The organism is Telluria sp. ZB2R32 (assembly GCF_059685715.1).
On sequence record NZ_JCASIG010000002.1, the window covers coordinates 234,286 to 258,090 of the forward strand.

The window sequence follows — 23,805 nt, forward strand, 5'->3', positions numbered from 1 at the left end:
CCTTCGTTGAAAGGGGAACATGAACGCCACCGCATCCCAGCCCCTCCCCCGCACGCCGGCGCGCCCGCGCAAGCTCGACTTGCAAGCCATTTTCTCGTGGCTGTTGGCCGACGGCATCGTCGACAAGGACAGCGTCAAGGCCCATTTCACGCAAGCCCAGGGCATCCTGAAAAACGCGGCCGGCTCGATGCATCCCTTGAGCGCGGTGGCGCAGTGCAAGCTGGCCTCGCAGCAGCCGCCGCACCGCCTGCTGACCCTCGACATCCTCAGCGAATGGTGCGCCGCCAAGGTCGGCATCCCCTTCATCCGCATCGACCCTTTAAAGATCGATTTCACGAAGGTGGCGGACGTGATGTCGGCCAGCTATGCGGCGCGTTTCAACATCCTGCCGGTCGACATCAGCGCGACCACGTTGACGGTGGCGACCGCCGACCCGTTTGCCACCGAATGGGAAGCCGAGATAGCGAAAGTCTCGCGCCGGCGCATCGAACTGGTGCTGGCCAATCCGCTCGATATTTCGCAATACATTTCCCAGTTTTTCAGCCTGGCGAAATCGATCCGCGACGCCAACAAATCGAATGCGCAAGACCTGGCAGTGCGCAGCAATTTCGAGCAACTGGTCGAACTCGGAAAATCAAACAAACAGTTCGACGCCAACGACCAGCACATCGTCAACATCGTCGACTGGCTGTGGGGCTACGCCTTCGAGCAGCGCGCCTCCGACATCCACCTGGAACCGAAGCGCGACATCGCCGTCATCCGTTTTCGCATCGATGGTGTGCTGCACCAGGTCTACCAGGTGCCGGCGGTCGTGATGTTGGCGATGACCGCGCGCATCAAGCTGCTCGGCCGGATGGACGTCATCGAAAAGCGCCGCCCGCAGGATGGCCGCATCAAGACCCGCATGGCGAGCGGCCAGGAAGTCGAGCTGCGCCTGTCGACGATGCCCACCGCCTTTGGCGAAAAACTGGTAATGCGGATTTTCGATCCGGAGGTCGTGGTCAAGACGCTGCCCGAACTCGGCTTCCCGCCGGACGATGCCCAGCGCTGGGATGCGCTCACGAACCGCCCGCACGGCATCATCCTCGTCACCGGCCCCACCGGTTCGGGCAAGACCACGACGCTGTACACGACCCTGAAGGCGCTGGCGACGAACGAAGTGAATGTCTGCACGGTCGAAGACCCGATCGAGATGGTCGAAACATCGTTCAACCAGATGCAGGTCCAGCCCGGCATCGACCTCTCATTTGCCGACGGCGTGCGCGCGCTAATGCGGCAAGATCCGGACATCATCATGGTCGGCGAGATCCGCGACCTCGCCACCGCCGAGATGGCGATCCAGGCGGCGCTGACCGGCCACCTGGTGCTGTCGACGCTGCACACCAACGACGCCCCCTCGGCCGTGATGCGCCTGCTGGAACTGGGCGTGCCCGACTACCTGCTGGAAGCGACCCTGATCGGCGTCATGGCCCAGCGCCTGGTACGCACCCTGTGCCCGGACTGCAAGGCGCCTGACGGCGAGCTGAGCGATGACGTGTGGGCGAGCCTGGGCGGATCGTGGAACTTGCCCAAGCCAGCGACGGTCTACCGTCCGATTGGTTGCCCCGAGTGCCGCCAGACCGGCTACCGCGGCCGCACGGGGCTGTACGAATTGCTGACCGTGTCGGAGGAATTCACGCGCCGGATCGGGGACGCCGCCGACCTGGCCGGCCTGCGTCAGCAGAGCGTGCTGGATGGCATGAAGCCGCTGCGCATCGCCGGCGCGCTGAAGATCATCGAAGGCGCGACGACGGCCGAGGAAGTGCTGAAGGTGACGGCGGCGCTGTCCGTTTCCTAACCTGCGCTCGCTGGCACTAGCGCAATCGAGATTCACCGGCTATAATGCTGCCTCTTTCGGGTCGTTAGCTCAGCTGGTAGAGCAGCGGACTTTTAATCCGTTGGTCGCAGGTTCGAATCCCGCACGGCCTACCACGAATTTAGCAGCAGCAATGAAGGCGTCATGAGTGATCATGGCGCCTTTTTTGTTTTTAGCATGTGCTGCGAATCCTGTCGCCTGCCAAGTCGCCTTCATCGTGCGATGCAAATTGGTATTTTTCATCGCCACCGAGATAGACAACACGCGGATCTGAAGGGAGCGTTGCGTCACCAGCGAATGCAGCCAGAGAATCGTGGACGTAATTATCGAAAAAACTAATCACTATTCGATCCTTTAGGCCTGCGTTCCTTTCAAATTCGTTTTCGTAAGCTTCCACTAGCGCTTTGTAATGCGGACGCAGCTCATTTGATTTTTTTATTGCGAAGTCAGCTCCGAAATTTCCTGCTCTTGAAATAACATTCCGGATAGCTTTCACATCCGCTAAAAGTTGAGCATCGTAAATATCAAGCGCCTCCGATAAATCAGTCATATCTGGATTGGCTAGCTTTCGTGCCCGGGCCTTGAGAACTTCATCGTGCACCCGTTTCTTTTTTTCTTGCGCAGCTTGGATCTCTAAGTTTGTGGCACCACCTACTGGCTTCGCAGCGGGCACGCCATACGTGTAGCTAGTCTGGCCTGCACGACGGGAAATAATTGCATTCAGCTCGGCCGTTGCAATGGCTTCTTTCTTCTCAAGAAGGAAAATCTCCTCATCGATGCGTGTCGCTTCTTTAGCAAACACAGCGCGCCGCTCTGATATCCGCGATGCCTCAACTCGGTCACCTGCTACTTTCATTTTTATTGCTCTGAACCGCCAGGAAAAATACAAGGCCCTATGCTTATTGATAAGCTGCCCTAATGTTGGGTAGCTTCCTACTTTTTTTAGATATTCATTGTAGGTTTCAATCAGCGCCTTGCTGATCTCAAAATCAGATTTATTACCTTTAGCCCAGGCTGTGGCAGGCAGAAGTGGCACGCCTTTCGCGATTGCATACTTGTACATGTGAATCAAAGGGACCAAGCCTAATTTCTCGGGTCCGAGATCGCTCCGCGCCCCTTCACCCGGTGCATAGCTTCCGCCGACGTCGGAGTGCACGCCGGGATAGATCGTTTCATAAAAATGCGCTGGCTTGGTAATTACTCCTGAACGTAAAATACTGACACTATCAACTGGGAATGAGTTGCGCGTCTCGTGTGCAGCAATAAAATGACGAACCTCCTCAACTGCGTCATCAATAGTTAGCCTTCCTCCCCAACCCGCGTGCCCGTCATATTTACCGGGAGCAGGATCGGCTCCTGCCTTGGCACCAATAGCAAATGCTAATGCATCAGGTCTAGTGTCGAGATAGCTCTGCAGTCTGTCGCTTATCATGTACTTGACACTGGAAAAGACTACGCCAGCTTTACTGGTTGTATTGGAGCTCATGGGCAGTCCCACAGATGCGACAGTATCGAATAATCCCAAGAACCGGAAGCGCATTGGCCAATTTCCAGCCTTCAGCACCCATTTATCTCCGATTTTGATACATCGTTCCGTCAGAACCATGTTCAGAAAAGCCCGCGCAAGTGCAGCGCCGCGACTAAACCCGAACATTGCCATATTTATTTCAACAATGCTTGCTGAGGGCGATGCCTTTGTGCGCCCCAAGTGCGGGGCCAAGTAAGTATCGAATTTTTTCAGGGCATGCTTTAATCGTTCTTCACCCTTAGCGCCGGTACCAAGTCCCAATTTGCTGCCGCCATCATCACCTACAGCCGGGAAGTATGTGCCAACGCCTGGAATATAAATGGCATAAGTCCCGCTCACTGTATCGTCCGCTATATGGGCCCGGAATAGTTTTGCGACATTGCTATGTTTCGAGAGTCCTTCATCAGCGCCAAGGTTGTTCCCGGTGCCATCGAAGAAAAATGAAAACCAAAGTGATTGCTTGCAGGTCGGCCTCCTATCTGATGAATCTATTGTCTTTACGGTAGCAACTGCACTCCCGAGTCCACTGATTTTGCAGGCTGACGCCGATATGTCTGCATTAATTAAAGCTGCTTGGTCTGATGCAGTTCGTAGCCCGACTTCCTCCGGCCGCAATGGCGGTGTCTTGCTATCTCCTACGATATCATTCCGGCTTTTTGTCATCACTGCACCTTGGAAAATTTGAAACGCGGGGACGTTGGTCACTCAGCGAGATGCGGGGAAGTGAAAGGGATTCCGTCAAGGCTGCCTTTACTGCCCCATCAGGATAAAAGTGGACTTCCAAATGCTGTGGCCTGATCTTTTGCGGTCGTGACAATGCCACATCTACCTGTTTGTAGTAGGGGAATACGTTCTCAAAAACCTCTCCTGATATTTTTGACCGGGTAAGATACACACACCCATTAACCTGCCATCGCACTCGCAGCTTGAAAATATCTGAATTCAGTTGTGAAATAGTAATGCAACAAACAGACTTCCCTCCCCCACTGGTTAATGAACTCAAAAAAACGTTCCCACCACCTTCACCATTTACACTGAAACTATCGATAATTCGATTGGTGTAGTTAAAACCGACTATATCGACGTCCCAACGCTTTGCATCGCCATCTCTGGTTGTTTCCTTATCAAATTGTTGCGCATTACCTTGCGGAATCGATAAAAATAAAATCAAAATCAGAAAAAAAATTCCAAAACCCGTGAAAACCAGATCTTTAATATTGTTCACTTAATCCTCCCAAGCGATGTCTTCACTGTTGGCGACAGCATCAGCAAAGGAGATGCGTCCAGAGCGGACATCGTCCAACGCCCCGCGCCAGTAGGGAAGCGCTTCGAATTCGGCTCCATGGAGAATTTTCATTGCGGAGTAAAGTGCAAGGTCCGAGATGGCGCAGAGCTTCAGACGGGACGCTAGATGAATGTTGTCAGAAATAAAACTATAACGATTCTGCGGCATTAATGATTCGAGTTCAGGCATTGTTTTCATCAATAGGCGCATGACTTGATCGGGCTCGGACGCGTTCAGCAGGAAGAACTCTTGTTCTTCGCTGAGCCGAAGGGAATAAAAATCGCGGACAGCATATTTAAATTCTCTTTCAAGTTTTGCAAGTTCTCCTGCTCGATCCACGTACCACCATCTCTTGGCAGAACCACATAATGCTTCCAGCTGTTCCAATGTTAGTATCTTCACTAATTGTTCAAATATTCGAGGATCAAAAAAGCGCAATACCGCATCCATTTCTTGAGAAATTTTCACGTCAAGACGCAGAGCCAGTTCGTCTCTTAGTTCCTTTATTTTCAATTCGGACGCCAGCATAATCAAGGATGATGGATTAGCTGCTTGATCGCATATCCAGCGAAGCAAATATTTACCAATTTCCAAAGATGAATTTTTTCCTATCAAAATTAAAATTGGCGCCACTGAAATTGCGCCGTATTCTCTAGTTACTTCGAAAAGACTCTTCCAACTTGCTGTGCTCTTTGCGAGCTTAGAATGCAGGTCCGGCATCCCAGCATTATCGATGAGCAGATATAGGTTATCGCCAGGATTGGTCGCTAAATAAGTTTCTGCAGTTGACCTAATTTTAGGGAAATATCTCATTTTTATCTCAATATAAATGGCGAGCCCATATCGCGCGCCTTCATCAAGCATTCGACGCATATACTCGTAGACATGGTTGGGAGGGGATATTCAACCTTAGTCGGCCCTGTAAAACTCTTCTTCCCCGCATGCACCTTGATCTTCCCTGGACATTGCACCGTAATATTCCCGCCCTCGATCGTGATATTCGCGCCACCCGCCGTCGACAAACTGATCTTCTTCGCCGCCGCCCAGTCGATATGCGCATTCGCACTGATGACGTTCACTTCGTCCCGCGCCTGCACCTTCAACTCATCGGCCTGTGCCTGAATATCGATCGCCTCCTTGGCGGCGATGAGTTGCAAGCCATGCCCGCCCTCGCCCGCCTTGACGGCGCCACCCAGTACGCCGATCGCCCGCCCGCTGTGCACCCGCATCTGGCCGCCACTGACGAATTGCGTGTCCTGGCCGCTGATCAGCGCCACGCTTTCGCCGTTGGCCAGCTGCATGCTCTGGCCGGCGACCGCGCCGAAGCCTGCCTGGGCGGCGATGGCGATGATGGGGTCGGTCGCGTGTGGGGTTTTGTCCTTGCCGGCGGCGGTGTTCTTTGCGCAGGCGTCGGCCCGCGCGGCATCGAGCGAATCCGATGCCACCGCGCCGGATACTGAGGTCAGCAATGCCTTTAACGGCGCGGCCTTGTCGTCAAGCGCGCTGGCATTCGCCTTGGCGGCGCCCATGTGCATCGCGAGACCAACCGTTTGATGGGTGACGGCTGCAGTGCTGAAAGCGTCCGCAAGCTTGCCGGCACTGGTGAGCATGGCGATGCCGGCCGCGTTTTCGCCTGCTGGATCGCGCTGGACGGCGCTGTGGTTGACCTTGTAGCTCGTGATCAGCAGGCCCGCGCCTGCGCGCACTGCGCCGTAGGCGTCGGTACGCAGTTCGGCGCCAAGGCCGCGGAAGCTGCCGCGGTAGTTGTCGGCGGCGTGGATCAGGTGGCCGAGGTTGAGTTCGGTGGCGGCGTGGGTGCAGCGCAGCTGGACGCGGCCCTGGGCGTCGGTGTCGTCGAACAGCAGCTGGCTGTAGCCGGCGCCGCCGAACTCCTTGCTGCGGATGCCCCACTGGGCGGCGCCGTTGCGGTGGCCGGCGCTGTTGCTGGAGGCGCCGTGCCAGACCGGGCTGTTGCCGCCGGCCAGGTTGCCTTGCGCGGAAGGCGCGTGGTCATGGGCGCGTTCGAACGGCGACTTTTCCGGCGCGGCTACGCGCACGCTGCCGGGTGTCGGCGGAATGCCGCCCTCTCCCTGGCCGTTGTAGAGGGCGCCGACGATGATGGGGCGGTCGATGTCGTTGTCGAGGAACTGGACCAGCACTTCCTGGCCGATGCGCGGCAGGAACTGGCAGCCCATGCCGCCGCCGGCCGCGCGCTGGGCGACGCGCACCCAGCAGCTGGCGTCGCCGCGTTCCTGCCAGTGGAAGCGGATGCGCACGCGGCCGAGGCGGTCGCAATGGAGCTCGTCGGCGCCGTTCGGCCAGTCGCCGCCATCGGGACCGATGACGATGGCGCTTTGCGCGCCGTGCGCCGTCGGCCGCGGCAGCGGGCGGCCGGCGTCGTCCGCTACCGGCGGGCGCCAGGGAACGTCGGCGGGAATGGCGTCGAAACAGTTGGCGTACCCGGTGGCGCGCGCCTGGGCGATGGCCAGATCGAAATCGTCAGGCAGGTCGTGCCGGGCAATTTCTTCCAGCAGTTCCGGAATCGGCCCGAACAGTTCGGCCAGCGCATGCTGGGCCGGCGGCGGCATGTTGTTGACGCCGACGCTTGCCACGCGCAGCACCGTGAACGCGGCTTCGCGTCGGCGGGAGAGCGGCACGTCGCCGATCGTCAAGCGGGTACCCGCGCACAGGCTGCGCAGCGTGGAGCGGCCGCGCCACAGGGCGTAGCGCGCTTCCTGCGCTTCCATGCGCAAATCGGCATGGCGCCGCGCCTGTGCGCGGGTGGCGTAGGCGTACTGGCCGGGCACGTCATAGGATTCGAGGATGGGCAGCTCCTTTCCCTGCCGGATGCGGCTGGGCGAGTTGGCGGCGACCGCCTGTTTTGCCTTGTAGTCATAGCTGAGCACGGTAGTGAGCGAGGAATGCAGGCGGCGCCGGGCGACCAGGGACTGCACCGTGTCGCTGGCTTCGACCGAACGGGCGCCGTGGTAACGGACCGGGCTGCTCGCGCTGCCGGCATCGTCCGGTACCGCGCTGGGTTGGGTTGTGTCGGCAAACAGGACGACAGCGGGGCCATCCGCATCGTTCCCGTAGCGCCAGCCAAGGCCCTCTTCGGCCAGCAGGCGCTGCACGAAGGCGAGGTCGGTTTCGCGGTATTGGCAGCAATAACTGCGCGGCATCGCTTGCGCCATGAAGGGCCGGGCGTCATCGCTCCAGCGCCAGCGCGCCAGCGGTTGATAGGCCTGGAAGACGGCGTCGACGATCTCGATGACGCTCCGCTCTTGCCAGACCCGGCTGTTGCGCACCTGGCCGAGGCGCCAGATCCAGGGAGACAGCCGCAGTCGGTAGCGCGCCAGGCCGCCATCGCTGCCGAGCATGGCGATGTCGCTGATCTCCCCGCCGAAGCGGCTGCGGCTGCCGTCGGCCAGGCTGATGGCGAGTTGTGCCGGTTGGCCCAGCAGCGTTGCGGCGTCGAGCCTGCTGCTGGTTGAGAGGACGATGACGTCGCGGTAGCCGATTTCCTGCACCGCATCGCTGGCGGCAAAGGCTTCCACCAGCAGCGTGCCGGCCGCCGGGCCGCTGTTACCTTCGCCGATCGTCAGCTCGTACAACCTGCTCCTGCTGGAAAACTCCGCCAACGCATCGGTCACTTGTCGAACCAGCGCAATAGTCATGGATAAACGCACTCCTCATGCATGAGCAATAACAAGGAAGGCCGCAATAGGGCATTCACTAACAGGGCGTTGCCACGATACAAGGACCGTTCACAGGAACATTTGTGCCGCGTCATGCCCATCCTGAGACGAGATGAAATGGCAACACCTGTGTATGGCACGCGGTGTCCTGCCGAACAGAAGGCGGCAAACAATGGTGTTAAAGTTTCAACAAAACTAACAACGAGGTTTCTCTGTGAAATACCTGCAAAAAATCGGTTCCATCGGTTTCGTAGCGATCGCGCTGCTTTTCTTTGTTTGCGGTTTCGGGCTGATCGTGCTTGGCGCCATGGAGATCTGGTCGGCCTTGAGTCCCAGCGACGAACAGTCGGCGCAAGACCGCTTTCGGCTCATTCTCGAGTGCGTCGGCTTGTTGACAATCGCCGTCGCCGCACTCGAACTCGGCCAGACCGTGCTGGAAGAAGAAGTCCAGCGTGCAGTGCACGTCAGTTCGCCAACCCGCCTGCGCCGTTTCCTGTCGCGTTTCCTGCTGGTGGTGGTGGTATCGCTCGGGGTCGAGTGCCTGATCGGGGTGTTCCAGTTGGTGCACACCAAGCCCGAATTGCTGCCCCATGTCGCATCGATTGGCGTTGCAGCAGCTTTCCTGCTGGCGGCCTGGGGGGTATTCGTGCGCATGAACGTCGAAGCGGAAAAGCTCGAACCGGAGGCGATGGAAGAAGCACAGCAGGAAGACAAGCACGTCGAAACCTGATTTTTATGCCCGCTGGCCCCGCAATGCACAATTCGCACAGGAAGTTCTTGGACATTCGCAAGAGTCCGGCTATAATCTTGCCTTCTTCGGGTCGTTAGCTCAGCTGGTAGAGCAGCGGACTTTTAATCCGTTGGTCGCAGGTTCGAATCCCGCACGGCCTACCAAAGATTCAGCGAAAACGCCAACCTTCACGGTTGGCGTTTTTGTTTCCGCGTCCAAAGCAGTCTCATGCCCCAGACCCTCACCGCCCCCGTCCACCACGAACTGCTCATCAAGAAGAGCCGCTTCATCGCCTGCGTGCAGCCGATGACGGACCGCGCCAGCGCGCAAGCCGTGGTGGCCAGCCTGCGCGCCCAGCATCCGCAGGCGGCGCACGTGTGCTGGGCGCTGCTGGCGGGCGGACAATCGGCGGCGGTCGACGACGGCGAACCCAGCGGTACGGCCGGACGCCCGATGCTCGACGTGCTGCGCCACCAGGACCTGGAGGGCGTGCTCGCGACCGTGGTGCGCTACTTCGGCGGCGTCAAACTTGGCGCCGGCGGCCTGGTGCGCGCCTATACCGACAGCGTGGCACAGGCCCTGCTGCAGGCCGAGAAGGTCGCCATCATCCGCCACACGACCTTGCGCTGCACGGCGCCGTACGCCCAGGAAGGCATGATCCGACGCGAACTCGATGCCGCGGGCGCCACCCTGCTCGAGGTCAGCCATGGCGATGCGGTGGTGTTTGCCTTCAGCCTGGCCGAAGCTGAGGCGCCCGCGTTTGTGGCGCGCCTGAACGAAGCCGGCCATGGGCGCATCCAATGGCTGGACGAGGACGAGTCTTAAAGGACTTAATATCAGGCAGCCGAATACCTGCCATCACAAACGGAAAGCGGACGGGTTCAATCGTGCGGGCTATAGTGATCGGTTCCACTCGGCCCGGCATGGCGCCCGGCCGGTGTCATTATTCGAAAGACACCCTATTTTGATCAAGAAAAGCCTGCTTCCGCTGGCCCTTGGCGGCTTCGGCATTGGCATGACCGAATTCGTCATGATGGGCATTCTCCCGGACATCGCGTCCGGCCTCGCCATCTCCATTCCGCAAGCCGGCTACCTGATTACCGCCTACGCGCTCGGCGTCGTGGTCGGTGCGCCGACCCTGGTCAGCCTGCTGGCCAAGCGTCCGCCGCGCAGCGTGCTGATCTGGTTCATGCTGATGTTCGCGGTGTTTAATGCGTTGTCAGCATTGGCGCCGAATTTCGGGCTGATGCTGGTGTCGCGCTTCCTGGCCGGCTTGCCGCACGGCGCCTTCTTCGGTGTCGGCGCGGTCGTCGCCAGCCGCCTCGCCGACGAAGGTAAAGTAGCGGCCGCGATGGCGACCATGTTCACCGGACTCACGCTGGCGAACGTCATCGGCGTGCCGCTCGGGACCTGGCTCGGCCACAACGTGAGCTGGCGCCTGGTGTTCGTGATCGTGGCCGCCATCGGCCTGGCGACCGCCTTGAGCCTGAAGCAATGGGTACCCGTGATCGCCCCGCGTCCGAGCGCCGGCTTCAAGAAAGACCTTGCCATTTTCCGTAAGCCGCGCCTGTGGATGGCGCTGGCCATCACCTCGATCGGCACCGGCGGCTTCTTCGCCTGGTTCAGCTACATCGCGCCGCTGCTGACCGACCTGTCGCGCTTCGCACCAGGCCAGATCCCGATGATCATGACCGTCGTCGGCGTCGGCATGACGGTCGGCGTGACGCTGGGCGGGCGGCTGGCCGACCGCTTCGCACCGATCCACGCGATCGTCATCCTGTTGACGACGATGACCGCCCTGCTCTTGATGAACGGCCTGTTCGCGACCTCGCAGCCGGCGATGCTGGTGCTGGCGTTTGCCACCGGCGCGAATGCGCTGGCGATGGGGCCGCCGATCCAGATGCTGCTGATGGAGCATTCGCGCGAAGCGGAGATGCTCGGCTCGTCGCTGGGGCAGTCGGGCTTCAATATCGGGAATGCGACCGGGGCCTTCCTGGGCGGGATTCCGCTGACGCTGGGTTATTCGTATGCGGCGCCGCAGTGGGTGGCGGCGGGGCTGGCGCTGACGGGGGTGGCGTTGTCGTTGGGGATGCTGTCGATGCAGTCGGGGCCGCGGGCATCGTTGAAGTTGCGGGAAGAGTGAACGCGACGGGACGTGGCGCTGTTGCGTGATGCGCTTGTGGTATTCATGATCCGCATGGGCACGAGTGCCCATCCTACGGGTAACGCTAACGGCGAGTTCGGACAAGCAGAGGAAAACTTAACGTTCCCGGCCTCCGATCAGGTTTGAGAGCATCTCGACGGGCAGCGGAAAGACGATGGTCGCGGTCTTGTCGCTGGCCAGGGTGGACAGGGTTTGCAGGTAGCGCAGTTGCATTGCGCCTTGCTGGCGAGCCAGCACTTCGGCGGCCTGCATCAGCTTTTCGGATGCCTGCAGTTCGCCTTCGGCGTGGATGACCTTGGCGCGGCGCTCGCGTTCGGCTTCGGCCTGGCGGGCGATCGCGCGCACCATCGATTCGTCGAGGTCGACGTGCTTGATCTCGACATTGGCGACCTTGATGCCCCAGGCATCGGTCTGGGCGTCGAGCACTTGCTGGATGTCGATGTTGAGGCGTTCGCGCTCGGCCAGCATGTCGTCGAGCTCGTGCTTGCCGAGCACCGAGCGCAGCGTCGTCTGGGCCAGCTGGCTGGTCGCTTCCATGAAATTCGCCACCTGGATGATGGCGCGCTCGGGATCGACCACGCGGAAGTACAGCACCGCATTCACCTTCACCGACACGTTGTCGCGCGAAATCACGTCCTGCTTCGGCACGTCGAGGACGATGGTGCGCAGGTCGACCCGCACCATCTGCTGCAGCACCGGGATCAGGATGATCAGGCCCGGCCCCTTCACGGCCCAGAAGCGCCCGAGCTGGAACACGACGCCGCGCTCGTACTCGCGCAGCACGCGCACCGACATCGCCAGCAGCACCAGCGCCACCACGATCAGCAGGGACAAGCCGAAACTCAGGTTGAACAGCATCATGGTCTCCTAGGGTTCATCGGTAGACGCTTTCTTGCCGTCGATCGGTCCCGCGGGCGGCCCCTGCCCCAGCGGCGCCACCAGCAGCACTCTCCCGCGCCGCGCCAGCACGCGCACCCGCTCGCCGCGCACCAGGGGCGTGTCGGCCGTCACCTGCCAGGTTTCGCCGCCGACATTCGCCCAGATGCCGCCGGCCCCGCTGCCCAGCACTTCGCCGACGCTGCCCTCGAGCGCAGCCAGCGCGCCGACACGTGGCCGGCGCCGCGTACGCATGGCGACATGGGCCGTGGCGCCCACCAGCAGCGCGGCCACGACGGCGACACCTCCCACCAGCCCCAGCGGCAAGCCGAAACCCGGCGCTTCGCTGTCGAACAGCAGCAAGGCCCCGATCACAAAGGCGACCACGCCGCCGAAACCGATCACGCCGAAGCTGGGCAGGAAGGCTTCGGCCACCATGCAGGCCAGCCCGAAGAAGATCAGCGCCAGCCCTGAATAATTGATCGGCAACAGCTGCAATCCGTAGAGGCCGAGCAGCAGGCAGATTGCCCCCACCACGCCCGGCAGTACCGCGCCCGGACTCATGAATTCGAACAGCAAGCCATACACGCCGACCGACAGCAGGATCAGGGCGACGCTGGGATTGGTGATCGCCGCCAGCAGGCGCGTGCGCCAGTCGGGCGGCGTGTCGACGATGGCCGTGCCCGCGCTGTCGACGCGCCAGGGCTGGCCGCGCACGCTGACATGGCGCCCGTGCGCCTGCGCCAGCAGGCCGGGGACGTCGCGCGCGACGTAATCGATGACCCTGGCCGCGAGCGCGTCTTCGGCCGACAGGCTCACCGACTGGCGCACCGCTGCCTCGGCCCAGACCGCATTGCGCCCGCGCAGTTGCGCCAGGCCGCGCAAGTAAGCGGCGGCATCGTTGACGGCCTTGCTTTCCAGCGTAGACGGCTGGCGCGCCTTGTCGTCTCCCGGCTTGGCGTCTCCAGGCTTGCCTGCGGGAGGATCGGGCCCGGCGCCGACCTGCACCGGCGTGGCTGCGCCAAGGTTCGTCCCCGGCGCCATCGCCGCGACATGGCAGGCGTACAAAATATAGGTGCCGGCGCTGGCGGCGCGGGCGCCGCCGGGCGCCACGAAACAGGCAACGGGAATCGGTGCGGCGATGATGGCGCGCACGGTCACGCGCATGGCGGTGTCGAGTCCGCCCGGCGTGTCGATCCGGAGGACGACGAGCCGGTGCTCTTTTGCGACGGCAGCGGCAATGCCGCGCTCGACGTAGTCGGCATAGGCCGGGCCGATCGGGCCGTCGACGGTGAGCAGGGTCACGGCATTGGCTGGACGCGCTTGTGCGAACACGGCTGGCGCTCCCGCCAACCCGAGCAGGCAAGCCAGGCACAGCAACTGCACAAGTTTGGACGGCCAGCCCGCCAGACGATCCATGTGTTCTCCCGCAGGATACGCTCACCACGGTTAGAACGGCTGGCTTCGTCCTTGGTTCCCGGCCGTCGTTTGCGCCAGGTAGAGGATCAGACCAGGGATCAGACCAGCAGCGGCCCGCCCATCGCCCGGCACGTCTCGGCGGCCTCGTGCCGGATTTCATCCAGCAGTTCTTCGTCGATGACGAAGTCGAGCGCGCTGTCGGCGTGGTCCGGCAAGGGCGGCGGCGGCGCGCCGAGCGGCGAGGCGACCGGCGCGTACTGGTTCGCCAGCAGCAGCGTGTCGAGCAGTGTCGAGGGCGGCATGTTGACCCAGGCATGACGTAGCTGGCCGATGGCGTCCAGCACCGGCGCCGGCACCGACAGCTTCTTGAGCACTTCGAGGCCGACCACGTCTTCGCACAGCTCGCCCCATTTCTCGGCATCGTCGTCGAGCAGACCGGGGAAGTCGTCGGCGCGCGAGAGCAGATAAAAGCCGCCGACCTCGTGGATGATGCCGGCGAACAGCGCCGTATCCGGATTGGCGCCGGTCACGCGGCGCGCCAGCGACCAGGCCAGCGCCGCCACGTGGGTGGTGTGCTGCCACAGCTGTTCGGCCTTGGCGCGCAGGCCGGGATCCTTGATGCGGCTGCCGAACTGGCGCACCACCAGGCTGGAGACGAGCGCCTGCAGGCGCCGGTAACCCATGCGCGTGACTGCCGCGCGCACGTTGGTCAGCGGCGGACCGCCGCCGCCAAAAGCGGCCGAATTGGCCAGTGCGACGGTGCGCGCGGCCAGCAGCGGCTCGGCCAGCACGAGCCGGATGGCCTCGTCGAGCGGACAATCGGGATCGTCGAGCGCCCGCTGTAGGCGCAGCGCGGCATTGACACTGGTAGGGAGAGTGATATCACCGCGTGCGGCTTGCGCCGCGATGTATCCAAAGGCTTCGAGTTTGTTCACCCGAAAATTATAACCGCGCCCGCCGCGCCGCGTGTTTACACGGGCAGGACGGGCAGGACGGGCAGGATACACTGCGGACGCAAAAACGCGCGCAGCCGCCGAAACGGCTGCGCGCGCTGCGTATTAATTGCTTACTTGACCTTGATCGCGCTCTTCACGCTGCTCACACCCTCGACTGCCTTGGCAGCCTTGAGGGCCTGGTCGGCTTCGGCCTTCGATTCGACGAAGCCGCTCAGCATGACGACGCCCTTCTCGGTCTCGACGTGGATGCCCAGCGATTTCAGTTCCGGCTGCGCCAGCAGGCTCGCTTTCACCTTGGTGGTGAGCGCGGTGTCGGAGGCGGCGACGGCGGTGGTACGGCCGGCGTCGCGGGTTTTATCGGCGACGCGGTCGGTGGCGTTGTCGGTCCTCACGGCGGCGGTCGATGCCGCGTCCCTGGTGTTTTCCCTGGCGTCCGCGGCGACTTCACGGGTCTTGTCGCCGACATTCTCGGCCGCGTTCTCAGTCTTTTGCGCCACGGTCGAGGCAACCGCCTTGGTCTTGTCGACAACGGTCGAGGCGACGTCCTTGGTCTTCTCGGCCACGGTCGAGGCAACCGCCTTGGTCTTGTCGACGGCGGTGGCGGCAGCGGCTCTGGTGTTGTCGGCGGCGCGCTCGGTAGCATTCTCGGCGCGGCCGGCCATCGTCGTCACGTTGCCCTTGCTGTCGACCAGGCAGCCGGTATTGGCACTGCCGGCGGCCTGCTCGCACTTGGCGACGGCGGCTGCCTTGACCGGATCCTTGGTGTCGGTGCTGGCGATCAGGCCGCCGTCCGATTTATTGCCCGATTGGCCGTCGCGGCCAGCCTTGGCGTCGGCCAGCGCGGCGGTGCGCACCGACTTGGCGTTGTTCATGCAGCTGTCCTTGTCGGCGCCGTGTTTCGCGTCGCACTTGGCCGTGGCGGCTTTGTAGTCGGCTTCGGCCTTCTGGGTGGCGCTGCGTTGGGTCGCTGCATCTTGGTTCTGGGCGGCGGCCGGTGCGGTGGCGAAGGTGGCGCCGACTGCGGTGGCCAGCAGGGTAGCGAGCAAGGATTTCATGGCGGGGTCCCTTGAATCTGTTGTGATAGCGCCATTAAACGCCGGCCACCTCCGTAACATCTGTGCGACAACGTACGCTTGCCCAAAAAACCATAAATACGCCCGCGTTGGCCTGCCCCGTCAATCCCGCAGCAACCCTGCGCGCCACAGGGGCTCGGCATCCTCGAACGGCGCGCCGGCGCTGCCGAAACGCTGGCCGTCGCCCGCCAGCGCGACCCAGGCACGGGTGTCATGGCCGCCGCGCGGCGTCTGCCCGGCGCGTACCGTGGCGAGCCAGCCATGCACGCGTGCATAGGCCTGCGGGTTGTGCTGGCGAGTCCAGGCCAGCGCCGCCATGTCGGCAAAGGCTTCTTCGCGGCGCGACTCGCGCAGCGCACGCGCGATGCCCATCAGCGACGCGTCGCCGGCGCTTTCCTCGCCCACTTCCGTAAAGCCGGCCGGCAGCGCATTCCACGCGCCTTTCGTATGGCGCCAGCAATGGGCGATCTCGTGCGCCGCCATCGCCTCGATCAGCTCGCCCTGCTGTTCGACCGGTACGCCGGCAAACACGGCTTCGGCCTGCGGATTGCCGCGCAAGGACATGACCAGCTTGCAGCGGCCGCGATCGAAGCCCATCGCCAGCGGCACGTCGGTAGCGCGCGCCTGCGGCTGGACGGTAATGTCGAGCGGCAGTTTCAGTTGTTGGGAATAGACGAGGACCGGCGCGGCGGCCTGCAACCAGCGCTGTTCGAGCGCGGTCAGGTCGGCGGCGTGGGCGCTGGCGCCGGCAAGGATAGGGACAAGCAGTGCAAGGTATAACGAAGATTTGAACATGGGAGATTTCCGGGTTCGATGAAATGCCTTTGAGCAATTCTATGACCCAGAATATCTTCCTATTCAGAAATATTTTTGCTCCTGTTCAAATCGACAATGCCAAAGCCCGGCCTTGCGGCGCGAACGCAACAGTTCGCCTATTCCGCTGTTCCATCTTGAAGACACTGACGACGCCCGCCAGGCTGGCCGCTTCGTCCTGCAGCGACGCGGCGGCGGCGCTGGCCTGTTCGACCAGGGTGGCGTTCTGGCGCGTCGCCTCGTCCATGCGGCCGATGGCGCGGTTGACCTGCTCGATGCCCGCGCTCTGCTCGGCGCTGGCAGCGCTGATCTCGGCCATGATGTCGGTCACGCGCCGCACGCTGCCGACAATTTCTTCCATCGTGCTGCCGGCCTCGTCGACCAGGCGCGCGCCGGCGTCCACACGCGCCACCGAACTGCCGATCAGGGTCTTGATCTGTTGCGCCGCGGCGGCCGAACGCTGCGCCAGGTTGCGTACCTCGGTCGCCACCACGGCAAAGCCGCGGCCCTGCTCGCCGGCACGCGCCGCTTCCACCGCGGCGTTCAGGGCCAGGATGTTCGTCTGGAAGGCGATGCCGTCGATCACGCCGATGATGTCGACCACCTGCTTCGAGGAGGCGTTGATCGACGCCATGGTCTGGACCACCTGGGCGACGACGGCGCCGCCCCTGGACGCCACGCTCGAGGCCGATTCGGCCAGCGCATTCGCCTGGCGCGCGTTCTCGGCATTCTGGCGCACGGTACTCGTTAATTCTTCCATCGAGGCGGCAGTGTCCTCCAGGGTGGCGGCCTGGCGCTCGGTGCGCTGCGCCAAATCCTGGTTGCCGGCCGCGATCTCGGTCGAGGCGTCGGCGATCGTCAGGGTACCGCTGCGCACCTGGGTGACGATATCGACCAGGCTGTCGCGCATGCCCCGCATTGCAAACAGCAGGCTGCCACGGTCGCCCGGCTGCGTTGCGATGTGCACGCCGAGGTCGCCGGCGGCGATGCTGCGCACGATATCTGCCGCATAGCCCGGCTCGCCGCCGAGCTGGCGCAGCAGGCCGCGGCTGATGAACCAGGCGCCCAGGCCGCCCGCTACCACGGCAATCGCGCATAACACCGCCATCCAGCCAAAGAAGGTTCCCGACAGCGCGCGCGCTTCGGCCGCCGAATCCTTGTTCAGCTGTTCTTCGAGGTCGATCAGGCGATTGACGCTGGCCAGCCACGAAACGAAGGCCGGGGCGGCCTGTTGCGCCAGCAGCGTGCGTGCACCGTCGAGGTCGCCAGCCAGGCGCAGCTCGGACACTTTTGCAATCAGCGGCTGAGTCTTGCGCTCGTCTTCCTTGATCGCCGCCAGTGCGCTTTTTTCATCCGACAGGATGTCGCTGCGGGACACGAACATGGCATCGAGGGCACTGCCGGCGCGCTCGTAATTCGCGGCCAGCACGCGGATCTGCTCAAGGGCCGGCTGGGCAGCTGCGTTGTCGCCCGCGAGCACCACGTCACGCAGGGCGATGGCGCGGTCATGCACGCTACCGCGGAAATTGATCGCGTGACGTTGCTTGACGTTGTTGACGTCATTGATACGATTCAGGGTGGCATCGATGTTGCCGACACGGCTCACCGCCAGCGCCGTCAACACCATCATCAGCGCCAGCACGGCGCCAAAACCGAGCGCCAGACGGGCGCCGATCGTCATTTTCGAAGAAAACATGGAAGCTCGCTAAAGGTCAGCCGGATTACGCTCCGATCACGCCGCAGGCCATTTATTGCATTACGGAAATTGATCGTGACTATAGCAGAGCTCCATGTTATTTCATCAAATATCTCATCCAAGGCGGGTCAAATCTCGTTCAAAATGATGAATTTGACATTAAACTGTCTCTTATCGTTCTCCTGCCGACAATGTCTTGGCCGTCACAAAGGCCGGGCGAATGTCGTTCGGCACCGCTTTCATCTTGTCGAGCGCCTTTTGCACGTCCGGACGGATGACGACGTATTTCGTCATCATCGCCTTGGCGCGCGCATAGTCGCCGGTCGCCTCGATCATCAGGAATTCGCGGTCGAGATCGATCACCGCGCCTTTGATCTTCTTGAAATCGACCGAGAAGGTCCCGTCCCCATGCGAGACGAAAGCGCCCTTGTCGAGCAGGTAGTTCACCTGGATCGCCATGCCGCGCGCGTGCGAGTCGGTCAGGCCGAAGTGCAGCGTGCGGAAGCACGAGGCGAGGAAGGTGTTGTACAGCTTGCGTTCGGCCGCCGCGCCCTGCCCCAGCGTGTCCTTCAGCTGGCCCTTGTCCATCATGTAGGCCAGCGCCCACAGGCCGGTGACGTCGGCTTTCGCTTCCTCGATGGTCGAATAGGTCTCTTTCAGATCCTGGCGCGGGGTCGATTCCTTGCCGTTGACCTTGGTGTGGTGCGGTCCCAGGCCGTGCGTGATTTCGTGCGCCAGGATGTGGGTGAAGAAGGAATCGAAGTCGAGGTCCTTCTGGTCTTGCGGCCGCAGCACCAGCTGCGTGATCGGCTTCAGGGTCGACTCGAACTTCGCTTCCTGGATGTTCTTCAGCATGACGCGTTTCGAGCCGCGCTCGCGGATGATGCGCTCGTCGTTCGGCAGGTTGTAGGCAGCCGTCTGCACGCCCATGTTGCCGTCGCCGGCGCCGTACACCTGGTTCACCACCACCATCGGCGCCATTGCCCCGACCTTCGGGTTGCGGTACTGTTTATCGAGCGGCAGGTTGTCTTCCAGCTCCTGCATGTGCTTGCCGAAGAAGTTCAGCTTTTGCGTCTCTTTCGCATCGCGCACGCTGACGTAGGCTTCGAAGGCCGCCTTGTAGCCGAACAGCTCGTCGTTATAGGTTTCATATGGCCCGATCGTGATGTCGACGGGCGAGTCGAGGTCCATCCAGGCGAAGTCGGACGCCAAGTAATCGTTCGACAGGAAGGCGTCGGCGCGCAGCAGCAGGAATTTTTTCAGGGAGGCGTTGTCGGTGCTGGCGGCGGCGTCGCGCAGCAGTTTGGCCAGTTGCTCCAATTCCGGCTTGTACTCTTCCGAGTATTTCACGGTGCGGAATTTGCCGTCCGGGCCAGTGCGGGTCACGGTGAAATACCATTGCGCCGCTTCCTTGTCCTTGGCCGACAGGCCGTTCATCCAGGCTTCCAGCGCTTCCTTGCTGGCGCCGGCCGGGTAAAAATTCGCGCCATCCGGTTTACGTGCCGGGATCTGGACGCCGGCATATTCCGGCGGCATGAAGGAGGCGTTGCCGTCGATGATCGACCACGGTCCCTTGTTCAGCCAAAAGTAATGCTGGCGCGCCTTGCCCAGCGGCGTCGTGTCCTTCTGCAGCGCCGCCCACAGCGCCTCGTTGCCGGACCAGCGCTGGCGCAGCTGCAGCGTATCGATGATCTTCGCCGCCTCGATCAGTTTGCCGATCGCCGCGCGGTCGCCTTTCGACAGCGCCGCCGTATCGGCGCGCAGCTCGACCGGCGCGAAGCGTGTCGCCATCGCGTTCAGTTCGGCGACCGTCGCCGCCTGCGGTTGGACGGCCGGCGCTTCGGCGGCGTGGAGGCTGCCGGCGGCGATGGCCAGCACGAAAGGTGCGAGTAGGTGTTTCATGTGTCCCTGTTAATTTACGTAGGGCGGGCACGCCCGCCAACTTTCGCATGCACGACACGTTTGCGCCGGCACATATGGCATTGTGCATCACGCGGCTACGATGCCGCACCATGCCCAACTACCGCCGCCTCCGCTCTGGCCCCACCTGGTTCTTCACCGTCGTCGCCTACCAGCGCCGCCCGATCTTTTGCGACCCGCACTTTCGCGCCGCCCTGCGGCAATCGATCACCGCCGTGCGCGCATCACGTCCGTTCACGATCGACGCCTGGGTGCTGATGCCGAATCACATGCATTGCATCTGGACCTTGCCGGAACGGGACTTCGATTATGGAAGACGTTGGGGCGAGATCAAACGCCATGTTTCGCACCTGTGCCGCGAAACGCTGCACGATCCGGCGTTGTTGCCACGAACAGCGAAAAAGCAGCGCGAATCGACGATCTGGCAACACCGGTTCTCGGAGCATCAAATACGCGATGACACCGATTTTGAAAGGCATATGGATTACGTGCATTTCAATCCGGTGAAGCATGGGTTCGTAATGAGCGCGGCCGAATGGGAACATTCGACGTTTCACCGGCATGTGCGCGATGGGGTGTATGCGCAGGATTGGGGCGGGACGACGGATGCGCGGACGCGCGATTTGGATTAAGCGGTCGGGTGGGCATGCGCACGTATGGCGGGCATGCCCGCCCTACATCAACGCACTGTAGCCAGTGGGGCTCCTTCCGACCAGCCGCCACCAAGCGCGCGCGCAACGGCGACCGATGCCAGCAGGCGCTGGGTGCGGATCTGGGCGGCGGCGCGGTCGGCGGCGAGGGTGCTGCGCTGGGCGTCGATGACGTCGAGGTAAGTAGACAGGCCGCGCTCGTAGCGGGCCTGCGCCACCAGCAGCGCGCGCGCTGACGCGGCTTGCGCCTCGGCCTGGACGTCGCCCTGCTTCTGGCGCTGCTGGACGTCCGACAACGCGTCTTCGACTTCGCGCAGCGCCGTCAGCAGGCGGTTCTCGTGGTTGGCCACCGCTTCGTCGTAGCGCGCCTTGTACAGGGCCAGATTGGCCTGGTTGCGGCCGCCGTCGAAGACCGGCAGCGACAGCGCCAGCGGGCCGACCGAAAACTGGCGCGCGCTGCCGCCGGCCAGGGCGCGCAGGGACTCCGAGGCATAACCGAAATTGCTGGTCAGCGTCAACGACGGATAGAACATGCCTTCGGCCACGCCGACCTGCGCATTCGCCGCGCGCAAGTTGGCCACGCTGGCGGCCAGGTCGGGACGCTGCGCCAGCAGGCTGGCTGGCAGGCCGACCGGAATGGTTGGGGGCAGCGGCAGTGCCGGCTTTGCTTCGGCCGGCAGCAACGGCGTGCTCGGCGAGGTGCCGACCAGCACCGACAAAGCGTGTTCGACCAGGTTGCGCTGGCGCTGCACTTCGTGCAGGTCGGCTTCGGCATTGGCGCGTTCGACGCGCGCGCGCGACACGTCCAGTTCGTTCGACAGGCCGGCATTGAAACGCGCCTCGACCAGTTCCTGCGCTTCGCGCCGCGCGGCCAGTGCATTCGCCAGGATCGCCTGTTCGGCATCCAGGCCGCGCAGCTGCCAGTAGCTCTGCGCCACCTGGCTCGACAACATCAGCAGCACGCCGTCGCGGTCGTCCTGGGCAGCGAGCGCCTGGGCATCGGCCGCTTCGACGATGCGGCGCACGCGGCCCCACAGGTCGAGCTCATACGAGAGCGCGGCGCCGATGCTGAAGTTGTTGCCTTCGATCGAACGCCCGCCCAGCGCCAGCGCCTGCGAGGTCTCGGCCGAGGTGCGCGAATTCGACACGCCCGCGTTCACCGACACGTTTGGCGCCTGGCCGGCACGCAGCACGCCCAGTTGCGCCTGCGCCTGCAGCAGGCGCTCGGCCGCCGCCTTCGCGCCCGGGTTGTCGCGCAGGGCGCGCTCTTCCAGGCCGCTCAGGGTGGCATCGTTGAACACGGTCCACCAGGTGGCCGGCAGGCGCGCAGTATCAGCAGGCGCGGCCGGGGCGGCTTCGACATGGCGGTAGGCCGGCGTCTCGACCGCCTTCGGTGCGACGAAATTCGGGCCGATGGTGGAGCAGCCACTCAGGGCCAGCGCCGCCGCCACACTCATGACCAGCGCGCGTTGCGCGAACATCCTGGTAAAGGAATCGAACATTGGTTTTCTCATTCTCTTCAACTCATTCTTTAATCAATGACCGCCACCGCCGGCGCCGCCGGGAGACTTGACCTTGTCGGCGAGCCAGACCATGGCGATGCAGCCGACCAGGATGATCCCGACGATAAAGAAGCCGTCGTTATAGGCCATCACATAGGCTTCGCGCCGCACGATGCGGTCGAGCGCGGCCAGGGCCTGGTTGGCGGCGGTAGCCGGGTCGATGCCGCTGGCCATGAAGGCTTGCGTCATCTGCTCGATGCGTTCCTGGGTCGGCGCCGCGTAGCTCGACACCGATTCGCCAATGCGCGCCGAGTGGAAATGCTCGCGGTTGGTGAGCGAAGTGGCCAGCATGGCGATGCCGATCGAGCCGCCCAGGTTGCGCGTCATGTTGAACAGGCTCGAGGCCGACGGCATGTCCTTCGGCGCGATGCCCTGCATCGCGAAATTCGACAGCGTCAGCATCACGAACGGCTGGCCGATGGCGCGCACCACCTGCGTCCACATCAGCTGGTCGTAGCCGGTATTCGCATCCATGAAGGCGTTCATCAGGCACGAGCCGCCGAACAGCAGCAGGCCGAAGCTGCACATGATGCGGTTGTCGACTTTCGACGACAGCGCCGCCGCGAACGGCATCACGAACAGCTGCGGCAAACCGACCCAGGCGATGACTTCGCCGATCTGCATCGGCGTGTAGCCGGCGATCTGGCCCAAATACAGCGGCAGCAGGTAGGACGAGCCATACAGGCCCATGCCGGTCACGGCCGACAGCACGGTGGCGATCAGGAAGTTGCGCTGCCCGTAGAGGCGCAGGTTGACGAAGGATTGCTGGCGCGTGAACGCGGTTGCCACCCAGCCCAGGATGCCGACCAGCGACAGCGAAGCGAAGGTGATGATGAATTGCGAATCGAACCAGTCCTTCGAATTGCCCTCTTCCAGGAAGATCGTCAGGCAGCCGAGGCCCATCGCCATCAGGCCGATGCCGAGCCAGTCGGCGTTGACCAGCTGTTTGATCTGGATCGGCTCGCGGTCCAGGCCCCACATGATGCCGGCGATGAGCAGCACGCCCGGCACCCAGTTGATGTAGAAGATCGACGGCCAGCCGTACAGCTCCGACAGGTAGCCGCCCAGGGTCGGGCCCATGGCCGGCGCCAGCGTGGCGGTGAGGCCGAAGATGGCCATACCGACCGCGCGCTTGGACGAGGGCAGGCGCGTCATCACCAGGGTCATCGCCATCGGGATCAGGGCGCCGCCGGTAAAGCCCTGCAGCATGCGGAACACGATCATGCTCTCCAGATTCCAGGCGGCGCCGCACAGGGTCGAGAACACCAGGAACAGGGACGTGGTGCCGATCATGTAGGCGCGTACGCCAAAGGCGCGTGCGAACAGCGCCGTCATCGGAATGACGACGATCTCGGCGCACAGGTAGGCGGTCGAAATCCAGGAGCCCTCTTCCTGGGTCGCCGAGAGCGTGCCCAGGATGTCGCGCAGCGACGAATTGGTGATCTGGATGTCGAGCACCGCCATGAAGGCGCCGAGCATGCCGGCGGCGACCGCGATCCAGGTGCGCAGCCCGATGGCCGCGCCGGCGGCGGGCGCGCCGGGAAAGGCGGCGGGCGCCGCCTTGGTGGTACTCGTCATGGAGC

The 23,805-nt window shown here is 62.7% G+C and carries 18 protein-coding genes and 2 tRNA genes; 7 read left to right on the forward strand and 13 right to left on the reverse strand.

Annotated features, from left to right (window positions below):
* Positions 1-19 precede the first annotated feature (19 nt).
* Together tfpB and AC56LG_RS06085 are read left to right on the forward strand one after the other, a co-directional pair.
* On the forward strand, positions 20-1,837 hold the full coding sequence (tfpB, locus tag AC56LG_RS06080; protein WP_497165224.1) for a type IV pilus assembly ATPase TfpB: 1,818 nt from the start codon (positions 20-22) through the stop codon (positions 1,835-1,837).
* A gap of 58 nt (positions 1,838-1,895) precedes the next feature.
* A tRNA-Lys gene (locus AC56LG_RS06085) sits at positions 1,896-1,971 on the forward strand.
* Positions 1,972-2,027: 56 nt separating this feature from the next.
* Here AC56LG_RS06085 and AC56LG_RS06090 read toward each other — a convergent pair.
* The 4 genes from AC56LG_RS06090 to AC56LG_RS06105 are packed head-to-tail and all read right to left on the reverse strand — an operon-like array spanning position 2,028 to position 8,342.
* Positions 2,028-4,088: a T6SS phospholipase effector Tle1-like catalytic domain-containing protein gene (locus AC56LG_RS06090; protein WP_497165225.1), complete on the reverse strand. Its 2,061-nt coding sequence runs from the start codon at positions 4,086-4,088 to the stop codon at positions 2,028-2,030.
* Positions 4,027-4,608 carry a DUF3304 domain-containing protein gene (locus tag AC56LG_RS06095; RefSeq protein WP_497165226.1) on the reverse strand — a complete coding sequence of 194 codons (582 nt, stop codon included), beginning with the start codon at positions 4,606-4,608 and terminating at the stop codon, positions 4,027-4,029. The genes AC56LG_RS06090 and AC56LG_RS06095 overlap by 62 nt, the downstream gene beginning before the upstream one ends.
* A complete protein-coding gene (locus AC56LG_RS06100; RefSeq protein ID WP_497165227.1) occupies positions 4,609-5,532 on the reverse strand; it encodes a DUF4123 domain-containing protein in 924 nt (307 codons plus the stop codon).
* Positions 5,484-8,342, reverse strand: coding sequence for a type VI secretion system Vgr family protein (locus tag AC56LG_RS06105; RefSeq protein ID WP_497165228.1), 2,859 nt, complete (start codon positions 8,340-8,342; stop codon positions 5,484-5,486). The genes AC56LG_RS06100 and AC56LG_RS06105 overlap by 49 nt, the downstream gene beginning before the upstream one ends.
* Before the next feature lie 235 nt (positions 8,343-8,577).
* On the opposite strand from AC56LG_RS06105, the gene AC56LG_RS06110 reads away from it, so the two are divergent.
* From AC56LG_RS06110 to AC56LG_RS06125, 4 genes are all read left to right on the forward strand, one after another.
* Positions 8,578-9,093, forward strand: coding sequence for a hypothetical protein (locus AC56LG_RS06110; RefSeq protein ID WP_497165229.1), 516 nt, complete (start codon positions 8,578-8,580; stop codon positions 9,091-9,093).
* Positions 9,094-9,181: 88 nt separating this feature from the next.
* A tRNA-Lys gene (locus AC56LG_RS06115) sits at positions 9,182-9,257 on the forward strand.
* 64 nt (positions 9,258-9,321) lie between these two features.
* Entirely contained in the window at positions 9,322-9,918 is a 597-nt protein-coding gene (locus AC56LG_RS06120) for an IMPACT family protein (RefSeq protein ID WP_497165230.1), read from the forward strand.
* A 139-nt stretch (positions 9,919-10,057) separates the two neighbouring features.
* The gene (locus tag AC56LG_RS06125; protein WP_497165231.1) at positions 10,058-11,236 is read left to right on the forward strand and encodes an MFS transporter; all 1,179 of its coding nucleotides are present in this window, start codon (positions 10,058-10,060) and stop codon (positions 11,234-11,236) included.
* A gap of 117 nt (positions 11,237-11,353) precedes the next feature.
* Here AC56LG_RS06125 and AC56LG_RS06130 read toward each other — a convergent pair whose 3' ends face one another.
* The 7 genes from AC56LG_RS06130 to AC56LG_RS06160 all read right to left on the reverse strand — a co-directional run bounded on the left by AC56LG_RS06130 (position 11,354) and on the right by AC56LG_RS06160 (position 19,992).
* Positions 11,354-12,115, reverse strand: a complete 762-nt coding sequence (locus AC56LG_RS06130) for a slipin family protein (RefSeq protein ID WP_497165819.1) — start codon at positions 12,113-12,115, stop codon at positions 11,354-11,356.
* 9 nt (positions 12,116-12,124) lie between these two features.
* Positions 12,125-13,552 carry an NfeD family protein gene (locus AC56LG_RS06135; RefSeq protein WP_497165232.1) on the reverse strand — a complete coding sequence of 476 codons (1,428 nt, stop codon included), beginning with the start codon at positions 13,550-13,552 and terminating at the stop codon, positions 12,125-12,127.
* A 98-nt stretch (positions 13,553-13,650) separates the two neighbouring features.
* The gene (locus AC56LG_RS06140) at positions 13,651-14,487 is read right to left on the reverse strand and encodes an HDOD domain-containing protein (RefSeq protein ID WP_497165233.1); all 837 of its coding nucleotides are present in this window, start codon (positions 14,485-14,487) and stop codon (positions 13,651-13,653) included.
* A gap of 131 nt (positions 14,488-14,618) precedes the next feature.
* Positions 14,619-15,563: a BON domain-containing protein gene (locus AC56LG_RS06145; RefSeq protein ID WP_497165234.1), complete on the reverse strand. Its 945-nt coding sequence runs from the start codon at positions 15,561-15,563 to the stop codon at positions 14,619-14,621.
* Positions 15,564-15,683: 120 nt separating this feature from the next.
* Positions 15,684-16,376, reverse strand: coding sequence for a hypothetical protein (locus tag AC56LG_RS06150; protein ID WP_497165235.1), 693 nt, complete (start codon positions 16,374-16,376; stop codon positions 15,684-15,686).
* Positions 16,377-16,461: 85 nt separating this feature from the next.
* On the reverse strand, positions 16,462-18,090 hold the full coding sequence (locus AC56LG_RS06155; protein WP_497165236.1) for a methyl-accepting chemotaxis protein: 1,629 nt from the start codon (positions 18,088-18,090) through the stop codon (positions 16,462-16,464).
* A gap of 171 nt (positions 18,091-18,261) precedes the next feature.
* A complete protein-coding gene (locus tag AC56LG_RS06160; RefSeq protein ID WP_497165237.1) occupies positions 18,262-19,992 on the reverse strand; it encodes a DUF8614 domain-containing protein in 1,731 nt (576 codons plus the stop codon).
* Positions 19,993-20,102: 110 nt separating this feature from the next.
* Here AC56LG_RS06160 and AC56LG_RS06165 point away from each other — a divergent pair, with 110 nt between their 5' ends.
* Positions 20,103-20,642, forward strand: a complete 540-nt coding sequence (locus tag AC56LG_RS06165) for an REP-associated tyrosine transposase (protein ID WP_497165238.1) — start codon at positions 20,103-20,105, stop codon at positions 20,640-20,642.
* Positions 20,643-20,689: 47 nt separating this feature from the next.
* Here AC56LG_RS06165 and AC56LG_RS06170 read toward each other — a convergent pair whose 3' ends face one another.
* Together AC56LG_RS06170 and AC56LG_RS06175 are read right to left on the reverse strand one after the other, a co-directional pair.
* Complete coding sequence (locus AC56LG_RS06170; protein WP_497165239.1) at positions 20,690-22,162, reverse strand: efflux transporter outer membrane subunit; 1,473 nt, start codon at positions 22,160-22,162, stop codon at positions 20,690-20,692.
* Positions 22,163-22,195: 33 nt separating this feature from the next.
* Positions 22,196-23,800 carry a DHA2 family efflux MFS transporter permease subunit gene (locus AC56LG_RS06175; RefSeq protein ID WP_497165240.1) on the reverse strand — a complete coding sequence of 535 codons (1,605 nt, stop codon included), beginning with the start codon at positions 23,798-23,800 and terminating at the stop codon, positions 22,196-22,198.
* Between the last annotated feature and the right edge of the window lie 5 nt (positions 23,801-23,805).